Annotated in this window: 16 protein-coding genes and 2 tRNA genes; 12 read left to right on the plus strand and 6 right to left on the minus strand. The window is 69.7% G+C overall.

Translation table 11 applies throughout. The features are described from left to right. Positions 1–36: 36 nt before the first annotated feature. From recF to QQK26_RS11265, 7 genes are all read left to right on the plus strand, one after another. Entirely contained in the window at positions 37–1,218 is a 1,182-nt protein-coding gene (gene recF, locus QQK26_RS11235) for a DNA replication/repair protein RecF (RefSeq protein ID WP_284232749.1), read from the plus strand. Next, positions 1,215–1,739 (plus strand): DciA family protein, encoded by a 525-nt coding sequence (locus QQK26_RS11240; RefSeq protein ID WP_284232750.1) that lies wholly within the window; start codon positions 1,215–1,217, stop codon positions 1,737–1,739. Before recF ends, QQK26_RS11240 begins: the two co-directional genes overlap by 4 nt. A 158-nt stretch (positions 1,740–1,897) precedes the next feature. Further along, positions 1,898–3,898, plus strand: coding sequence for a DNA topoisomerase (ATP-hydrolyzing) subunit B (gyrB, locus tag QQK26_RS11245; protein ID WP_284232752.1), 2,001 nt, complete (start codon positions 1,898–1,900; stop codon positions 3,896–3,898). Between the two features lie 48 nt (positions 3,899–3,946). Further along, complete coding sequence (gyrA, locus tag QQK26_RS11250; RefSeq protein ID WP_284232754.1) at positions 3,947–6,511, plus strand: DNA gyrase subunit A; 2,565 nt, start codon at positions 3,947–3,949, stop codon at positions 6,509–6,511. After that, positions 6,504–6,908 (plus strand): DUF3566 domain-containing protein, encoded by a 405-nt coding sequence (locus QQK26_RS11255; protein WP_284232756.1) that lies wholly within the window; start codon positions 6,504–6,506, stop codon positions 6,906–6,908. Before gyrA ends, QQK26_RS11255 begins: the two co-directional genes overlap by 8 nt. A 56-nt stretch (positions 6,909–6,964) precedes the next feature. Then, positions 6,965–7,038: transfer RNA gene (locus tag QQK26_RS11260), tRNA-Ile, on the plus strand. Between the two features lie 59 nt (positions 7,039–7,097). Further along, a tRNA-Ala gene (locus QQK26_RS11265) sits at positions 7,098–7,173 on the plus strand. A 117-nt stretch (positions 7,174–7,290) separates the two neighbouring features. On the opposite strand, the gene QQK26_RS11270 is transcribed toward QQK26_RS11265, so the two are convergent. Beyond that, positions 7,291–7,812 carry a DNA helicase gene (locus tag QQK26_RS11270; protein WP_284232757.1) on the minus strand — a complete coding sequence of 174 codons (522 nt, stop codon included), beginning with the start codon at positions 7,810–7,812 and terminating at the stop codon, positions 7,291–7,293. A 149-nt stretch (positions 7,813–7,961) separates the two neighbouring features. Between QQK26_RS11270 and QQK26_RS11275 the strand changes: the two genes are divergently transcribed. Together QQK26_RS11275 and QQK26_RS11280 are read left to right on the plus strand one after the other, a co-directional pair. After that, positions 7,962–8,495: a peptidylprolyl isomerase gene (locus QQK26_RS11275; RefSeq protein WP_284232760.1), complete on the plus strand. Its 534-nt coding sequence runs from the start codon at positions 7,962–7,964 to the stop codon at positions 8,493–8,495. A gap of 20 nt (positions 8,496–8,515) precedes the next feature. Then, positions 8,516–9,346 carry a rhomboid family intramembrane serine protease gene (locus tag QQK26_RS11280; RefSeq protein WP_284232762.1) on the plus strand — a complete coding sequence of 277 codons (831 nt, stop codon included), beginning with the start codon at positions 8,516–8,518 and terminating at the stop codon, positions 9,344–9,346. Between the two features lie 151 nt (positions 9,347–9,497). Here QQK26_RS11280 and QQK26_RS11285 read toward each other — a convergent pair whose 3' ends face one another. Then, entirely contained in the window at positions 9,498–9,743 is a 246-nt protein-coding gene (locus tag QQK26_RS11285) for a cell division protein CrgA (RefSeq protein WP_284232764.1), read from the minus strand. Between the two features lie 61 nt (positions 9,744–9,804). Here QQK26_RS11285 and QQK26_RS11290 point away from each other — a divergent pair, with 61 nt between their 5' ends. Genes QQK26_RS11290 through QQK26_RS11300 form a run of 3 tightly spaced genes read left to right on the plus strand, consistent with a single transcriptional unit; the run spans position 9,805 to position 11,371 of the window. Continuing rightward, complete coding sequence (locus tag QQK26_RS11290) at positions 9,805–10,578, plus strand: class E sortase (RefSeq protein ID WP_284232766.1); 774 nt, start codon at positions 9,805–9,807, stop codon at positions 10,576–10,578. Between the two features lie 23 nt (positions 10,579–10,601). Then, on the plus strand, positions 10,602–10,736 hold the full coding sequence (locus QQK26_RS11295) for a hypothetical protein (RefSeq protein WP_284235394.1): 135 nt from the start codon (positions 10,602–10,604) through the stop codon (positions 10,734–10,736). Then, positions 10,733–11,371 carry an anthranilate synthase component II gene (locus tag QQK26_RS11300; protein ID WP_284232767.1) on the plus strand — a complete coding sequence of 213 codons (639 nt, stop codon included), beginning with the start codon at positions 10,733–10,735 and terminating at the stop codon, positions 11,369–11,371. The genes QQK26_RS11295 and QQK26_RS11300 overlap by 4 nt, the downstream gene beginning before the upstream one ends. 36 nt (positions 11,372–11,407) lie before the next feature. On the opposite strand, the gene pknB is transcribed toward QQK26_RS11300, so the two are convergent. The 4 genes from pknB to QQK26_RS11320 all read right to left on the minus strand — a co-directional run bounded on the left by pknB (position 11,408) and on the right by QQK26_RS11320 (position 17,787). Continuing rightward, a complete protein-coding gene (gene pknB / locus QQK26_RS11305) occupies positions 11,408–13,087 on the minus strand; it encodes a Stk1 family PASTA domain-containing Ser/Thr kinase (RefSeq protein ID WP_284232769.1) in 1,680 nt (559 codons plus the stop codon). A gap of 85 nt (positions 13,088–13,172) precedes the next feature. Next, positions 13,173–14,957 (minus strand): protein kinase domain-containing protein, encoded by a 1,785-nt coding sequence (locus tag QQK26_RS11310; protein WP_284232772.1) that lies wholly within the window; start codon positions 14,955–14,957, stop codon positions 13,173–13,175. Next, positions 14,954–16,408 (minus strand): peptidoglycan D,D-transpeptidase FtsI family protein, encoded by a 1,455-nt coding sequence (locus tag QQK26_RS11315; RefSeq protein ID WP_284232775.1) that lies wholly within the window; start codon positions 16,406–16,408, stop codon positions 14,954–14,956. The genes QQK26_RS11310 and QQK26_RS11315 overlap by 4 nt, the downstream gene beginning before the upstream one ends. Then, positions 16,405–17,787 carry an FtsW/RodA/SpoVE family cell cycle protein gene (locus QQK26_RS11320; RefSeq protein ID WP_284234570.1) on the minus strand — a complete coding sequence of 461 codons (1,383 nt, stop codon included), beginning with the start codon at positions 17,785–17,787 and terminating at the stop codon, positions 16,405–16,407. The genes QQK26_RS11315 and QQK26_RS11320 overlap by 4 nt, the downstream gene beginning before the upstream one ends. Positions 17,788–17,790: the final 3 nt, after the last annotated feature.

Genomic DNA, 17,790 nt, shown 5'->3' on the forward strand with positions numbered 1-17,790 from the left:
ACCGGCATCGTCAGTTCTGCAGGAAGGAGCGGCCCGATGATCCTCAGCCATCTCTCGCTGCTCGACTTCCGCAACTACCGCACGGCCGAGGTCGGCTTCGCGGCCGGCTCCAACGTGGTCGTCGGCCGCAACGGCCAGGGCAAGACCAATCTCGTCGAGGCCGTCGGCTACCTGGCGACGCTCGGATCCCACCGGGTCTCTAGCGACCAGGCGCTCGTGCGGCACGGCGCCGACGCGGCGATCGTCCGGGCCCGCTTGGAGCACGAAGGTCGCGAGGTCACCGCCGAGCTGCAGCTCAACCGCGTCGGCGCGAACCGGGCCCAGCTCAACCGCTCGCCGGTGCGCCCCCGCGAGATCGCCCGCTACCTGACCACGGTGCTCTTCGCGCCGGAGGACCTGGCCATCGTGCGGGGCGAGCCCGGCGGGCGCCGGCGCTTCCTCGACGAGCTGCTCATCCAGCGGACGCCCCGTCTGGCCGGGGTCATCACCGACTACGAGCGGGTGCTCCGGCAGCGCAACACGCTGCTCAAGACGGCGCGCTCCTCCGGTGCCGTCGAGCGCTCGCTGAGCACCCTCGAGGTGTGGGACGAGCGGATGATCGCCCTGGGCACCGAGATCGTGCTGGCCCGGCATCGGCTGGTCCGGGCCCTCGAACCCGAGCTGGTCGCCGCGTACGAGGGCATCGCCGGTGCCGGTCAGCCGGTGCGCCTGGGCGAGTCGCTGAGCGTGCTGGGCGCGGATCCGGACGCGGACGCGGCGGCCAGTCCGTTCGCCGAGGAGCCGAACCCGGCGGAGGTGCGCGAGGCGTACGGTCGAGCGATCGCGGAACGCCGCCGTGCCGAGCTCGACCGCGGCGTGAGCCTGGTCGGCCCGCATCGCGACGACCTCGTGCTCGAGCTCAACGAGCTGCCTGCACGCAGTACCGCCAGCCACGGCGAGTCGTGGTCCTACGCCCTCGCGCTGCGGCTCGCCGCCGCCGAGGTGCTGCGCCGCGAATCCAACGGCGGGGATCCGATCGTCATCCTCGATGACGTCTTCGCCGAGCTCGACGAGCGCCGACGCCGACGCCTCGCAACCGCCATCGAGGGTTACGAGCAGGTCCTCATCACGGCGGCCGTCGAGGGCGACGTGCCCGAGTCGCTGCTCGGCCACCGCGTGCGCATCGAGGCCGGAGCCGTGCTCGACGAGGCGTCCGAGGGTGTGGAGGAGTCGTCGTGAACGGCGCTCCCCGCTCGATCGACCCGCTCGACGAGCCGGATGGAGAGGCCCGCCGCGTCTACCTCCGCCTGCGGAAGGTGCTCGGGGATCCGTCGACGCTCGGTCGGGACGCCCGCCGCCGCCGCGAGGCGGCCACCGGCGCCGAGAGCGTGCCCTTCGGCGCCGGTCGCGATCCCCGCGGACTCGGGGACGTGATCGGCGGGCTCACCGCGCAGCTCGGATGGGAGACCCAGTTGGCGAAGGGCGACCTGCTCCTGTCGTGGTCGGATCTCGCGGGCGAGGACACCGCGAAGCACTCCGAGCCTGTGTCGATGGAGGACGGCCTGCTCGTCGTGCAGTGCGACTCGACGGCCTGGGCCACGCAGCTCAAGACGATGCGCGTGCGGATCCTCGCGGCGATCGCCGACCGGTATCCGGATGCGGGGATCCGGAACGTGCGCTTCCTGGGACCGGACGTCCCATCGTGGAAACGCGGCCCCAAGTCGGTTCCAGGGCGGGGCCCACGCGATACCTACGGCTGAGGGTGCAAATCGGGTCACCCCCGCAGGCAAATCCCCGCAGAACGGCGTAGCGGGCCGCGACGACGGGTCCGCGCAGGTAGAATGAGAGGGTTGTGCGCATCCGCTCGATACCGGCTGCGGACGGCGCTCGATCGACCGTGGCAGGAGCCTCAGCACACATGTCAGAGAACACGACCGCCCCGCAGTCCGGCGACGACGCGGTGAACGGCGGCGACTACGGCGCCGACCAGATCCAGATCCTCGAGGGCCTCGAGGCCGTCCGCAAACGCCCCGGCATGTACATCGGCTCGACCGGTCCGCGCGGCCTGCACCACCTCGTCTACGAGATCGTCGACAACTCGGTCGACGAGGCGCTGGCCGGCTACTGCGACACCATCACCGTGACGATCCTGGCGGACGGCGCGGTGCGCGTCGTCGACAACGGACGCGGCATCCCCGTCGACCCGCACTCCTCCGACCCGACCAAGTCGACCGTCGAGGTGGTGCTCACCGTGCTGCACGCCGGCGGCAAGTTCGGCGGCGGCGGCTACGCGGTCTCCGGCGGCCTGCACGGCGTCGGATCCTCGGTGGTCAACGCGCTCTCGTCCCGTCTCGAGGTCGAGGTGCACCGACAGGGATCGGCGTGGCACCAGGGGTTCGCGATCGGTGTGCCCGAGGGCCCGCTGACCAAGGGCGCCGACGTCGACGACACCGGCACCACCCTCACCTTCTGGCCGAGCGCCGACATCTTCGAGACGATCGAGTTCGACTACGAGACCCTGCGCACGCGCTTCCAGCAGCAGGCCTTCCTGAACAAGGGACTGCGCATCTCGCTGCGCGACGAGCGGATCGATCCCGAAGCGCCGGAGGAGGAGCAGCGCTCCGACTCCTTCATGTACGAGCGCGGCCTGGTCGACTACGTGGAGTACCTCAACTCCACGAAGAAGGCCGATGTGGTGCACCCCGAGATCATCGCCTTCGAGTCGGAGAACACCGAGAAGCGGATCGCCCTCGAGGTCGCGATGCAGTGGACGACCGCGTACTCGGAGAGCGTGCACACTTACGCGAACACGATCAACACCCACGAGGGCGGCACCCACGAGGAGGGTTTCCGCGCCGCGCTGACCACCCTCGTGAACCGCTACGCCCGCTCGAGCAACCAGCTCAAGGAGAAGGACGAGAACCTCACCGGCGACGACATCCGCGAGGGGCTCACGGCCGCGATCTCCATCAAGCTCGGCGAGCCGCAGTTCGAGGGCCAGACCAAGACCAAGCTGGGCAACACCGAGGCGAAGGGCTTCGTGCAGAAGGTCGTCGGAGAGCAGCTCGGCGACTGGTTCGATCGCAACCCGCAGCTGGCGCGCGAGATCGTGCGCAAGGCCATCCAGGCGTCGGCCGCGCGCATGGCGGCGCGCAAGGCGCGCGAGCAGACCCGCCGCAAGGGCCTCCTCGAGGGCGGCGGCATGCCCGGCAAGCTCAAGGACTGCTCGAGCCGCAACCCGGCCGAGAGCGAGGTCTTCCTCGTCGAGGGCGACTCGGCCGGCGGCTCCGCGGTGCAGGGGCGCGACCCGCACCGACAGGCGATCCTGCCGCTGCGCGGCAAGATCCTCAACGTCGAGAAGGCGCGCCTCGATCGTGCGCTCGGCAACGCCGAGATCCAGGCGATGATCACGGCCTTCGGCACGGGCATCGGCGAGGAGTTCGACGGTGGCAAGGCGCGTTACCACAAGATCGTGCTCATGGCCGACGCCGACGTCGACGGCCAGCACATCACCACGCTGCTGCTGACGCTCATCTTCCGCTACATGCGACCGCTCATCGAGCTCGGCTACGTGTACCTCGCGCAGCCGCCGCTCTACCGTCTCAAGTGGTCCAACGCCGAGCACGAGTACGTGTACAGCGACCGCGAGCGCGACGCCCTCCTCGTGGAGGGTGCGGCGAACGGCAAGCGGATCCCGAAGGACAACGGCGTGCAGCGCTACAAGGGTCTCGGCGAGATGAACCACCAGGAGCTCTGGGAGACCACGATGAACCCGGAGACCCGCACGCTGCTGCAGGTGACCCTGGAGGACGCCGCCGTGGCCGACGGCGTCTTCGCGACCCTCATGGGCGAGGACGTCGAGGCTCGCCGCTCCTTCATCCAGCAGAACGCCAAGGACGTGCGCTTCCTCGACATCTAGTCCGACAGGACGGATGCAGGGAGCCCGCACGAGCACGAGAGAGACGACATGGCAGACGACGACACCATCGGCACGGAGGGCTACGAGCCCGATGAGGCGCCGGTGACCGCGGCCGACCGCATCCAGGCGGTCGACCTGCAGCTGGAGATGCAGCGCTCCTACCTCGACTACGCGATGAGCGTGATCGTGGGCCGCGCGCTGCCCGAGGTGCGCGACGGCCTCAAGCCGGTGCACCGCCGCGTGCTCTACGCGATGTACGACGGCGGCTACCGCCCCGACAAGGCGTTCTCCAAGTGCTCGCGCGTCGTCGGCGACGTCATGGGGCAGTTCCACCCGCACGGCGACAGCGCGATCTACGACGCGCTCGTGCGCCTCGTGCAGCCGTGGAGCATGCGCTACCCGCTGGCCGCCGGCCAGGGCAACTTCGGGTCCCCGGGCAACGACGGTGCTGCGGCGCCGCGGTACACCGAGACCAAGATGGCCCCGCTCGCCATGGAGATGGTGCGCGACATCGACGAGGACACCGTCGACTTCCAGGACAACTACGACGGCCGCACCCGCGAGCCGAGCATCCTGCCCAGCCGCTTCCCGAACCTGCTGGTCAACGGATCCGTCGGCATCGCGGTCGGCATGGCCACGAACATCCCGCCGCACAACCTCCGCGAGGTCGCCGATGGCGCGCTGTGGCATCTCGCGAACCCCGAGGCGACGCGCGAGGAGCTGCTCGAAGCGCTGATCCTGCGGATCAAGGGGCCGGACTTCCCGACCGGCGCCCAGGTCCTGGGCGTGAAGGGCATCCACGACGCGTACCGCACCGGACGCGGCTCGATCACGATGCGCGCGGTGGTGAACGTCGAGGAGCTGCAGGGCCGCACCTGCCTCGTGGTCACCGAGCTGCCGTACCAGGTCAACCCCGACAACCTGGCGATCAAGATCGCGGACCTCGTCAAGGAGGGCAAGGTCGCCGGCATCGCGGACATCCGCGACGAGACCTCCGGCCGCACCGGCCAGCGCCTCGTCATCGTGCTCAAGCGCGATGCCGTCGCCAAGGTCGTGCTGAACAACCTCTACAAGCACACGCAGCTGCAGGAGAACTTCGGTGCGAACATGCTCGCGATCGTCGACGGCGTGCCGCGCACGCTCTCGATCGACGGCTTCATCACGGCGTGGGTGGCGCATCAGATCGAGGTCATCATCCGCCGCACCGAGTTCCGGCTGCGCAAGGCGGAGGAGCGCGCGCACATCCTGCGCGGCTACCTCAAGGCCCTCGACCTGCTCGACGAGGTCATCGCCCTCATCCGCCGCTCTCCGACCGTCGACGAGGCGCGCGAAGGCCTGAAGACGCTGCTCGACGTCGACGACCTGCAGGCCGATGCCATCCTCGCCCTGCAGCTGCGCCGACTCGCGGCGATGGAGCGCCAGAAGATCATCGACGAGCACGACGAGATCGAGGCGCAGATCGTCGAGTACAAGGCGATCATCGCCTCGCCGCAGCGTCAGCGCGACATCGTGACGGAGGAGCTGACGGAGGTCGTCGGCCGCTTCGGCGACGACCGCCGCACCGAGATCATGCTCGGCTTCGACGGCGACGTCAGCATCGAGGATCTGATCCCCGAGGAGGAGATGGTCGTCACCATCACCCGCGACGGCTACGTCAAGCGCACCCGCAGCGACAACTACCGCGCCCAGCGGCGCGGCGGCAAGGGCGTGCGCGGCGCGACGCTGCGCGCCGACGACCTCGTCGACCACTTCCTCGTCACCACGACGCACCACTGGCTGCTGTTCTTCACCTCGGCGGGACGCGTGTACCGCGCGAAGACCTACGAGCTGCAGGAGGGCGGCCGCGATGCGAAGGGCCAGCACGTCGCGAACCTGCTGGCGATGCAGCCCGACGAGGAGATCACGCAGGTGCTCGACATCCGCGATTACGCGGTCGCGGAGTACCTGGTGCTCGCCACCAAGGGCGGACTCGTCAAGAAGAGCGCGCTGTCGGACTACGACACGAACCGCACCGGCGGCATCATCGCGATCAACCTGCGCGAGGGCGACTCGCTGGTCTCCGCGCTGCTGCTCGACGGCGACGACGAGGTGCTGCTGGTCTCGCGCAAGGGCCAGTCGCTGCGCTTCGAGGCCAACGACACCGCGCTGCGCCCGATGGGCCGCAGCACCTCCGGCGTGACGGGCATGAAGTTCCGCGAGGACGACGACCTGCTCAGCGCCTCGGTCGTCAGCGACGAGGGCTACGTCTTCGTCGTCACCGAGGGCGGCTACGCCAAGCGGACGAGTGTGGGCGAGTACCGCGTGCAGGGCCGCGGCGGCCTGGGCATCAAGGTCGCGAAGCTGGCCGAGGAGCGCGGCGACCTGGTCGGAGCGATCATCGTGGGCGATGACGACGAGGTGCTCGTGGTCCTTGCCAGCGGCAAGGTGGTACGTTCATCCGTGGCCGAGGTCCCGGCGAAGGGACGCGACACCATGGGTGTCGTCTTCGCGCGCTTCGCGGCCCAGGATCGCATCATCGCGATCGCCCGCAACAGCGAGCGCGCCATCGAGGCGGCGGTCGAGGATTCCGCAGCGGAGTCCGCCGAGCAGCAGCAGGAGGACCCGAATGAGTAGCGTTGGCGAGAAGCTCCGCCGCAAGACCCCGAACGGCACCCCGAGCAAGCAGGTGCGACTGAAGCTCGTGTACATCGACTTCTGGTCGATGGTGAAGCTCTCGTTCCTCATCGCGGTCGCCGTCGGCGTCATCACGATCGTGGCCACCTTCCTCAGCTGGATGGTGCTCATCGCGACGAACACCTTCTCGAGCATCAACGACATCGCCTCGGACGTGCTCGGCGACAGCTTCGACCTGCTCGAGATCTTCAACCTCGGCCAGGTCATGTCCTTCGCACTCGTGATCGCCCTGCTGGACGTGATCGTGATCACGGCGCTCGGCGCCGTTGTCGCCCTCATGTACAACCTCAGCGTGCGCATCACGGGCGGTCTGCTGGTCGGTTTCACCAACAACTGACCAGCGGATTTGGGCCGGCGGGTTCCGTAGGGTAGTCTCGAACTCGCTGCCCTCACGGGGCTATAGCTCAGGCGGTTAGAGCGCTTCGCTGATAACGAAGAGGTCCCAGGTTCAAGTCCTGGTAGCCCCACTGGAATCCCAGTGGATTCCCCATCCCGAATCCGTTCGGGACCGGTCCTCCGGGACCACGGGGACGTAGCTCAATTGGCAGAGCACCTGCTTTGCAAGCAGGGGGTTAGGGGTTCGATTCCCCTCGTCTCCACCAACGGGAAGAACGCGTCGCCTCCGGGCGGCGCGTTTCCTCGTTCCGGCGGGGATGTACCGCAACGACGACGCCGCCGGCCCCGAGGGCGCGGCGGCGTCGTGAGGTCGAGCGGACCGGTCAGTCCTGGTCGTCCGAGTCGTCGGTGATCCACAGGTCGTCGTCGGCGCGCAGCGTCTGCCACGCGGCGTAGGCGACGGTGGCGACCGCGGCGACACCGAGGCCGATCAGCAGGTAGCCGCCGACGCCGGGACCGGTGCGGGGCGCCTTGATGCGTCCGCCCGAGGCCTTCGAGAGCGCCTTCGCGAGCTGCGGGTGCTTCTTCAGCTCGAGGGCGCCGACGACGCTGCCGACGGCGCCGGCGAAGGCGGGGGCGATGTTCTTGTCGTAGGTCTTCTTCGCCGAGCTGACGGTGTGCTCGGCCGTCGCGATGCCGCTCGCGACAGCGGGACGCACGCGGTGGTCGACGACGTCGCGCACGGTCGGGCCGACCTGCTCACGCGTGAGCTGCGCGAGCTGGCCGCGCGCCGCGCGAGCCACCTCGTTGGCGTGGTCGAGCACGACGCGCTGCTCGGCGATGACCTTGTTGGCGGACTTGCGAAGTCGCTTGAGCTGACGCTCGCGCTTGCGGGTGATGGCCATTGGGAACCTCCGTGGTTGGCGCGGGATCTCCGCCATCCTTCCACGCGGCGGGGTCCCGGGACGGATGAAGCCCTGTGGACTCCCTGACAGCGAGGAGAACGCCTTCCGCCCGCAACCTGAGCGCCGAACCGCTGTGGAAGAATGGACGCATGCACACCGCCGTCGCCACGCTGCACACGAACCACGGGGACATCACCCTCAACCTCTTCGGCAACCACGCCCCGAAGACCGTCGCGAACTTCACCGGTCTCGCGACCGGCGCGATCGAGTGGACGCACCCCGGCACCGGCGCGAAGTCGTCCGCTCCGCTGTACGACGGCGTCGTCTTCCACCGCATCATCCCCAACTTCATGATCCAGGGCGGCGACCCGCTCGGTCAGGGCATCGGCGGCCCCGGCTACCAGTTCGACGACGAGATCAACCCCGAGCTCAACTTCAACGACTCCTACGTGCTCGCCATGGCGAACGCCGGAGTGATCGCGGGCCGAGGCACCAACGGCTCGCAGTTCTTCATCACCACGGCGCCGACGCCGTGGCTGCAGGGCAAGCACACCATCTTCGGCGTCGTCGCCGACGAGGCCTCGAAGCGGGTCGTCGACGCCCTCGGCGTCGTCCCCACCGATGGCCGCGACCGTCCGCTCGACGACGTGGTCATCGAGAAGGTCACCGTCACCGAGCTCTGACCCGCCCGCCACCTCCGCAGATGAGCCAGCCGGTCGGCAACCCGAACGACTACTGCTACCGGCACCCCGACCGGCGCAGCTTCATCCTGTGCCAGCGATGCGGACGCACGGTGTGCACGGAGTGCCAGGTGCAGGCCGCCGTCGGCGTGCAGTGCCCCGAGTGCGTCCGCGAGGCGAACAAGGCGATCCCGAAGGTGCGGCGCCCGCTGCGCTTCGGCCGCGGTTCGGCGACGCCGGTGACGTACGCGATCATGGCGGTCAACGCCGTGGTCTTCGGGGTGAACTTCCTCACCACGGGCATCTTCAGCGGCGGGCTGATGTACCAGCTCTTCGTCTACGTCCCTGCGGCCACGGGTGTCGAGCCCTGGCGCATGATGACCTCGGTCTTCCTGCACACGCAGTTCCTGCACATCCTGTTCAACCTGTACACGCTGTGGATCTTCGGACGGATGCTCGAGCAGTCGCTCGGCAAGGCGAGGTTCCTGGCGCTGTACCTGATCAGCGGTTTCGCCGGATCCGTGGCGGTGCTGCTGATCGACCCCACCGGCGGGGTGCTCGGTGCCTCAGGCGCGGTGTTCGGCCTCTTCGGCGCGTTCGCCGTGGTGCAGCGCAGGCTGGGCGGCAACAGCGTGCAGATCCTGGTCGTGGTGGGCCTCAACCTCGCGATCGGGTTCATCATCCCGGGCATCGCGTGGGAGGCGCACGTGGGAGGTCTGCTCGCGGGAGCGGCGGTCGCGGCGGTGCTGCTCGCGACGCGTGAGCGGCGACAGCGCAGTCTGCAGATCGCCGGCATCGTGGGCATCGCGGTGCTGCTCGTGGCAACGACGGTGCTCACGGTCCTCGCGCGCTGAGCTCGAGGGACGGACGGCCCCGGTTCGCGGGTGCTCGCTCCGAAGACGTTCTCCACTGGTTATCCCCGGACTCTCCACGGGGTTATCCACAAGCTTGTGCACAGCTGGGGAGAACTACACGGATGTAACTCCGGTGCCGGGACAGGCGTCGTCAGCGCCAGCGCGTGGTCATCAGAAAGCCGATGAAGAGCACGCCGGCGCCGATGAGGATGTTCCACGACTCCAGGGCGGCGATCGGCAGGGCGCCGTTGCTCACGTAGAAGGTGATGAGCCAGAGGAAGCCCACGATCATGAAGCCGAACATGATCGGCTTGAACCAGACCGGGTTCGGGGCGTCCTCGCGGTTCTCGAGCTCGGATTCCGCGGGGGACGAGCCGTTCTTCTTCTGGCGGGCCATGCCCCGAAGTCTAGCGCGACGCCCAGGTCGCACCGCGCGGCGCTGCGCCTAGACTCGACGCATGACCTCCGACGCCCTGCGACCGCGCCGGAAGCCGCGTCCGCGTCGCCGGATCAGCATCATCGGGATCTTCGGCGAACTGCTGATCACGGCCGGACTGCTCGTGGTGCTGTTCCTCGGTTGGCAGGTGTGGTGGAACGACATCGTCGTCGGGGGCCAGCAGGCCACGGCGGCGCAGGAGCTCACCGAGGGGTGGGGCCCCGTCGAGGCGGCGCCGCCGTCGAATCCCGAGGCCGACCCGGTCGACCACGGCGAGCCCGTGGTCTCGGCCGTCGCCGAGCACGGTCAGGGGTTCGCCACCATCTACGTGCCTCGCTTCGGGGCGGACTGGCAGCGCGTGGTCGCCGAGGGCACCTCGATGGCGGACATCCTCAACGACCCGGCGCTCGGTGTCGGCCACTACGAGGGCACCCAGATGCCCGGTGAGGTCGGCAACTTCGCGGTCGCCGCGCACCGCCAGACCCACGGCGGCTCGTTCAACCAGATCAACCAGCTGGTCGTCGGGGATCCGATCTACGTCGGCACCGAGGACGGCTGGTACACCTACCGCTACCGGTCGACCGAGTACGTGCTGCCCAGCGGCGTCGGCGTGCTGGACCCGGTGCCGCAGGTCGAGGACGCCGCACCCGGCGACCGCGTCATCACCCTGACCGCGTGCAATCCGCTCTTCTCCACCGCCGAGCGCATCATCGCCTACGGCGTGATGGAGTCCTGGCAGCCGCAGTCCGCGGGTCCGCCGGCGGAGATCGCCCACTTCTTCCAGCAGGGAGCCTGATGTACGGCGCGCTCTGGAGAGTCTTGCCCGGCCCCTGGTGGGTGCGGGTGCTCATCCTGCTGCTGCTCGCGGCGGCGGTGCTCTACGCCCTCGTCACCTGGGTCTTCCCCTGGGTCGACACGATCGTCAACGTGCAGGAAGCGACGGTGGAGGAATGACCCGGGTCCTCGTCATCGACAACTACGACAGCTTCGTCTACACCCTCGACGGCTACCTGCAGCAGCTGGGCGCCGAGACCGAGGTCGTGCGGAACGATGCGATCCCCGAGGCCGAGCTGGCCGAGCGGATGGCGCAGTACGACGCCGTGCTCGTCTCGCCCGGCCCCGGCGCGCCCGCCGACGCCGGCTCGTCCATCCCCGCCGTGCGGATCGCCGTCGGTACCGGCCAGCCGCTGCTCGGGGTCTGCCTCGGGCACCAGGCGATCGCGGAGGCCTTCGGCGCGACGGTGACGCACGCCGAGGAGCTGATGCACGGCAAGACCAGCCAGGTCGAGCACGACGACAGCGCGTTCTGGGCCGGCGTGCCGGAGCAGTTCCGGGCCACGCGGTACCACTCGCTCGCCGTCGTCGACAGCACCGTGCCGACCGCGCTGATCGTGACCGCCCGCACCGATGGCGGCGTGATCATGGCGGTGCGCCACGAGCAGGCGCCGATCTTCGGCGTGCAGTTCCACCCGGAGTCGGTGCTCACCGAGGGCGGCTACCGGATGCTCGGCAACTGGCTCGAGGCGGCAGGCCTCGAGGGGGCGGCGGCGCGCGCTGCGGCACTGCATCCGCTCGTCACGCTCGGCTGAGACGCGACCGCATCCGCTCCCCGGACGCGCGCGGGGTCAGCCCGTGCAGTAGGTGATCTCGATGGTCGACCGCTGCGGGTGGTCGCCCGGCGTGAGCGACTGCTGGGTGACCAGGCTGCCGCCGCAGCTCGGGTCGGCGATCGGGCGAACCGAGAGCTGCAGCTCGTCGCTGCGCAGCTGCGCGGCGGCGTTCGCGACGGTCTGACCGACGACGTTCGGCACGGTGACGAGGCCGCTCGACAGCAGCAGGTCGATGGAGCTGCCCGACGCGAGACTGGTGCCGGGGATCGGATCCGTGCTGATCACCTGTCCGGCGGGCACCGTGGCCGAGTTCTGCTGGGAGGTCTCGCCCACGGCGAGACCGAGGGCGTCGAGCGCGGAGCGAGCCGACTCCTCGCTGCGGCCTTCGAGCTCGGGCACCTCGACCTGCTGCACGCCCATCGAGACGGTGATGCGCACGAGGTAGTCCTGGGGCACGTTGCGACCCGCGATCGGCGTCGAGCTGATGACGTCGCCGGCCGGCACCTCGGCGTTGTACTCCTCGAAGACCTCGACACCCAGCTGGTCGTCCTCGATCTGGGCGCGCGCGTCCTCCTCGCTCAAGCCGACGACGTCCGGCACCGACACCGAGAGGTCGCCGCCGATCGCGACGGGACCGAGGTTGACGACCCAGATGACGACGGCCACGAGCACGAAGGCGACGCCGAGGATGCCCGACCAGATCCAGGCGGCGGGCGGCCGGCTCTGCGTGCGGGGTCCGCTCTCCGATCCGGCCTGCAGCCGGCGCAGGGTCTCGTCGGAATCCTCGCGCTCGGCCGCCGAGAACATGCCGTCCTGCTCGCCGCGCTTCGGCAGCACCGGCATCTTGCCGGCGGCTGCCTGCTGCAGCTGGGTGCGGAAGTCCGACGCGCTCTGGAAGCGCTCCGCCCGATCCTTCGCGAGGGCGGCATCGACGACCGAGTCGAGCACCGGGCTGACGGCCGGGTTCAGCGAGCTCGGGGCCACGGCCTGCTCGCTCACGTGCTGGTAGGCCACGGCCACGGCGCTGTCGCCGCGGAACGGCGTGCGGCCGGTGAGCATCTCGAACAGGACCACGCCGGTGGAGTAGAGGTCGGTGCGGGCGTCGACGCCCTCGTTGCGCGCCTGCTCGGGCGAGAAGTAGTTGGCGGTGCCCAGCACGGCCGTGGTCTGGGCGACCGTGGAGGCCGTGTCGGAGACGGCGCGGGCGATGCCGAAGTCCATGACCTTCACCTGGCCGTTGCGGGCCAGCATGATGTTGCCCGGTTTGATGTCGCGGTGCACGACCCCGGCGCGATGGGAGTACTCGAGCGCGGTCAGCACGCTGCCGGCGATGCGGGCGGCCTCGTCGGGCTCGAGCGGCCCCTCCTCGAGGAGGTCGCGCAGCACGGTGCCGTCGATGAACTCCATGATGATGAAGGGCTGCTGGCGCTCGGCGCCGTCCTCCTCGATCGTGTCCTCACCGGCGTCGAAGACCCGCACGATGGTGGGGTGCGCCATGCGCGCGGCGGCCTGCGCCTCCTTGCGGAAGCGGGCGCGGAACGTCGGATCCGTCGCGAGCGACGGCTTGAGCAGCTTGATGGCGACGGTGCGGCCCAGGCGCGCATCGCGGCCCTTGTACACATCCGCCATGCCGCCTCGGCCGACGAGTTCCCCGACCTCGTAGCGACCAGCGAGCAGGGGGATGCCGTCGGTCACGTTCGTACTCCTGCAGTGGTCGGTCGGGGACGGCTCAGTCTACCGGCCGGGATCCGCTGTGCCCCGCGCACGGGGCACAGCGAGGTCACGGTTGCGTCTCGCCTTCGTCGCCGTCGCCCTCCGCCGACGCGATCGTGGCGGAGGCCTGCGAGGAGGCCTCGGACGTGGAACCGGAGCAGGTCGCCGTGTAGCTCAGCGAGACCGTGCCGGAGTCGCCCGCGACGATCTGCACCGAGGTCTGGTTCGCGCCGATCGTGTTCAGGTTGTTCGTCGTGCGCCCGTTCTGCACCGAGACGGTGTAGTTGTCGAGCCTGCTCTGACCGGGGCACGAGGTGTACTGCGGCCAGCTGAAGGTGACCGTGCCGCCCGGTGCCACGGTGGTCGGGCTCGCAGACGGGTCGCGCGGTGCCGGCGGCGTCGGGAACTCGCCGTAGACCTGTACGGTGATCGTCGCGCCGCGCCGCACGGTGCCCGCGGGGTTGATCGAGGAGACGATGCCCACCTGCTCCGGGGTGGGGGCGGTGCCGGACTCCTCACGGTCGATGATGAAGTCCGCGCCGAGCGCGTTCAGCGCCGACTCGACGTCCTCGAAGCGCTCGCCCTCGTAGTCCCCTCGGTTGATCGTGAAGGTGTCGTCGGCCGGGTCCTCGGTCGGCGTGGCGCTCGGGGTGATCGATGGCGTGGAGGAGGTCGAGGGACTCTCCTCCTGCGTCGCCGACGGCGGCGGGGAGGAAGGCTCGGCATCGCCGCCGCCGCTGGTCAGCATGCCGATGACGATCGCGGCGATCGCGCCGACGAGCACGATGACGGCGATGATGAGCGGCCAGAACCACGGGCTGCGCTGCTTCCGCTCCTCGTCCTGCTCCTCGTCGGGCCCGCCGGCCTGCTGCGGCAGCGGCGCGGTCGACGAGAGCAGCTGGGTGGCGGCGTCACCGGCTCCGGCGCCCGCCGCGGCGCCGGCCCCGGTCGCGCCGAGCACCTGCGTGAAGGTGTCCTCGAGCGCTCCGTCCGGGCCGGCGACGCCGGGCACGGCGGCGATCGCCGAGGCGACGTCGCCGCGGCGCAGCGCCTCGGCCGCGCGGGCCATGTGCTGGGCGGTCTGCGGACGCTCCGCGGGCTTCTTCGAGATCGACGTGATGACGAAGTGCCGCACGGGCTCGGAGACGGTGACCGGCAGGTCCGGCGGCGTCTCGTTGATCTGCGCCATCGCGATGGCGACCTGCGACTCGCCCGTGAAGGGACGGCGGCCGGCGAGGGCCTCGTAGGCCACGATGCCGAGCGAGTAGATGTCGGTGCTCGGCGAGGCGGGCTGCCCGCTCGCCTGCTCCGGCGAGAGGTACTGCACCGTGCCCATGACCTGACCGGTCGCGGTCAACGGCACCTGGTCGGCGATGCGCGCGATGCCGAAGTCGGTGATCTTGACGCGGCCGTCCGGGGTGATCAGCAGGTTGCCCGGCTTGATGTCGCGGTGCACGAGGCCGGCCTGGTGCGCGGCGTGCAGGGCCGACGCGGTCTGCGCGACGATGTCGAGCACGCGGTCGGTGGACAGCATCCGCTCGTTCTCGAGCACAGTGGAGAGCGCCTTGCCCGGCACGAGCTCCATGACCAGGTAGGCGCTGCCCTCCTCCTCGCCGTAGTCGTAGACGTTGGCGATGCCCTCGTGGTTGACGAGGGCGGCGTGGCGGGCCTCGGCGCGGAAGCGCTCGAGGAACCCGGGGTCGCCCAGGTACTCGTCCTTGAGGATCTTGATCGCGACGGTGCGCCCGATCACGAGATCGGTCGCCTCCCAGACCTCGCCCATGCCGCCGATGGCGATCCGGGACGACAACTGGTACCGCCCACCGAACGTGAGTCCGCTCATTGGCCTCATTGGTTGAGCACCGCCTCCATGACTTGACGTGCGATCGGTGCGGCAAGCGCGTTGCCGCTGAGTTGCTGTCCCCGGCCGCCGCCGTCGCCGACGATCACCGAGACGGCGACTTGGGGGTCTTCCGCAGGCGCGAAGCCCGAGAACCAGAGATTGAAGGGTTCGCCCGGTCCGTTCTCGCCGGTTCCGGTCTTGCCGCCCACCGCGACCCCGTCGATTCTCGCACCACCGGCGGCCCCGTTGCTGACGCCGTCGACGAGCATGTCGTTCAGCGTGCTGGCGGTGGCGGAGGTGATGGGTCGGCCGAGCTCGCTGGCCTGGAACTCGTCGAGCACCGACAGGTCGGCGGCGATGACGGAGTCGACCAGCGTGGGCTGCATGAGCACGCCGTCGTTGGCCACCGCGGCGACCACCATGGCGTTCTGCAGCGCGTTGACGCGCACGCTCGACATGCCGAACGCCGTGAGCATGAGCTGCGCCTCGTCGATGTCGCGCGGGTAGCGCGACGGCGTGGAGGTCATCGGGATCTGCGTGCTGCTGTTGAAGCCGAAGGCCTCGGCCATGTCGGCGACCGTATCGACGCCGAGGTCCTGCGCCAGCTCGGCGTACGGGATGTTGCAGGAGAGGTTCAGCGCGGTCGCCATCGAGACGGTGTCGCCCCCTCCGCTGCACTGCCCGACCACGGGGTTGTTGATCTGCGTGTTCGTGCCGGGAAGCGTCAGCGTGGCGGGATTCTCGAACTGGCTGTCGGGCGCGTAGCCGTTCTCGAGCGCGGCCGCGGTCATGATGATCTTGAAGGTCGAGCCCGGCGAGTACTGCCCGCCGCCGTAGGCGCGGTTCTGCAGCGGCGAGGGGCGGGCCTCGTCGAGCGCCGTGTACCGCTCGATGACCTCCGAGGTGATGTGCGAGGCGAGCGGATTCGGGTCGAAGCCCGGCGTGGAGACGAGCGCGAGGATCCGTCCCGTCGACGGCTCGATCGCGACGACGGCGCCCTCGTAGCCCTGCATCGCATCCCACGCCGCCTGCTGGGCCTCGGCGTCGAGCGTCGTGGCGATCGACGCGCCGGTCGGCTCCTGACCGGTGATGATGGCGTTGAGCTGGTCGAAGAACTGGGAGTTTGCGGTGCCGCTGAGCTGCTGGTTGAGGGAACCCTCGAGGCCGGTGCTGCCCTGGTTGAGCGTGAAGTAGCCGGTGACGCCCGAGTACTTCTCGCCCTCGGAGTAGATGCGCTGGAAGCGGTAGACGTCGTCGCTCGGCTCGGAGTAGGCGATCGGCGTGCCCTCGACGAGGATCGCGCCGCGCTGCGCGGAGTAGCTGTCGAGGACGACGCGGCGGTTGTTCGACTGGGCGGCCAGGTTGTCGGCCTCGATGGCGCTGATGACCGTCGTCGAGCCGAAGAGGGCCAGGAACATGGCCAGCACGATCACGCTGACCCTGCGGAGCTCCTTGTTCACGGACCCACCACCAATCGGGGCTGATTGCGCACCGAGTCGGAGAGGCGCAGCAGGATGGCCGCGATGATCCAGTTCGCGATGAGCGAGGAGCCTCCGGCGGCGAGGAACGGCGTGGTGAGGCCGGTCAGCGGGATCACGCGGGTGACGCCGCCGATGACGATGAAGACCTGCAGCGCCACGACGAAGGAGAGGCCGACGGCGAGCAGGCGACCGAAGTCGTCGCGGCCGGCGAAGCCGATGCGGAAGCCGCGCGAGACCAGCAGCAGGTAGAGGGCGAGCAGCGCGAACAGACCCGCGAGACCGAGCTCCTCGCCGAGCGACGCGATGATGAAGTCGCTCTCGGCGAGCGGCACGATGCTCGGCCGTCCCTGGCCGAGGCCGGTGCCGACCATGCCGCCCTGCGCGATGCCGAAGATGCCCTGCACCAGCTGGTACGCATCCCCGTCCGCGTACTGCGGGTTGAAGGCGTCGAGCCAGACGGTGAACCGGGAGTTGACGTAGACGAGCGTCTGGCTGGCGATGATCGCGCCGCCGAGGAACAGGCCGAGGCCGAGCAGCACCCAGCTGAGCCGGCCGGTCGCGACGTAGATCATGACGAGGAAGAGGCCGAAGTAGAGCAGCGAGGTGCCGAGGTCGCGCTGGAAGACGAGCACGCCCATCGCCGCCGCCCAGATGAGCAGGATGGGGCCGAGATCGCGCACGCGCGGCAACCGCATGCCGAGCAGCTTGCGCCCGCCGACGGCGAGCGAGTCGCGGTGCTGCACGAGGTAGCCGGCGAAGAAGACCCCGAGCGCGATCTTCGCGATCTCGCCGGGCTGGAAGCTGAAGCCGGCGACGTCGATCCAGACCTTCGCGGCGACGTCGTCGGTGCGGGCGAGGCCCGGCACGAGCGGCAGGAGCAGCAGCACGATGGCGCTGAACATGGCCACGTAGGTGAAGCGCTGCAGCACCCGGTAGTTGCGCAGCGCGACCAGCACGGCCGTGGCGATGAGGATCGCGAGCGTGGTCCAGACGATCTGGCGCACGCTGGCCGCGCCCCATCCCTCGAAGCCCTTCGCCAGGTCCAGGCGGTAGATCATGGCCAGGCCGGTGCCGTTCAGGACGGTCGCGATCGGCAGGATCAGAGGGTCCGCGTCCGGTGCGCTGATGCGCAGGGCGACGTGCACCGCGAGGGCGAGGCCGGCGAGCGCGAACGACGCGGTGAGCATGCCGGGCTCGACCTGGCCGAGCACGCCGAACTGCACGAGCACGAAGGATCCGGCGTTGATCGCGATCGCGAACAGCAGCAGCCCCAGCTCGAGGTTGCGCAGGCGGGACGGCGTGCGCAGCTTGAGGGTGATGACGCCGGTGAGGTTCTGCAGACCGGTGGCGGTGCTCACGGC

This window comes from Arenivirga flava (assembly GCF_030161575.1).
In the GTDB taxonomy this organism is placed as follows: Bacteria; Actinomycetota; Actinomycetes; order Actinomycetales; family Microbacteriaceae; genus Arenivirga; species Arenivirga flava.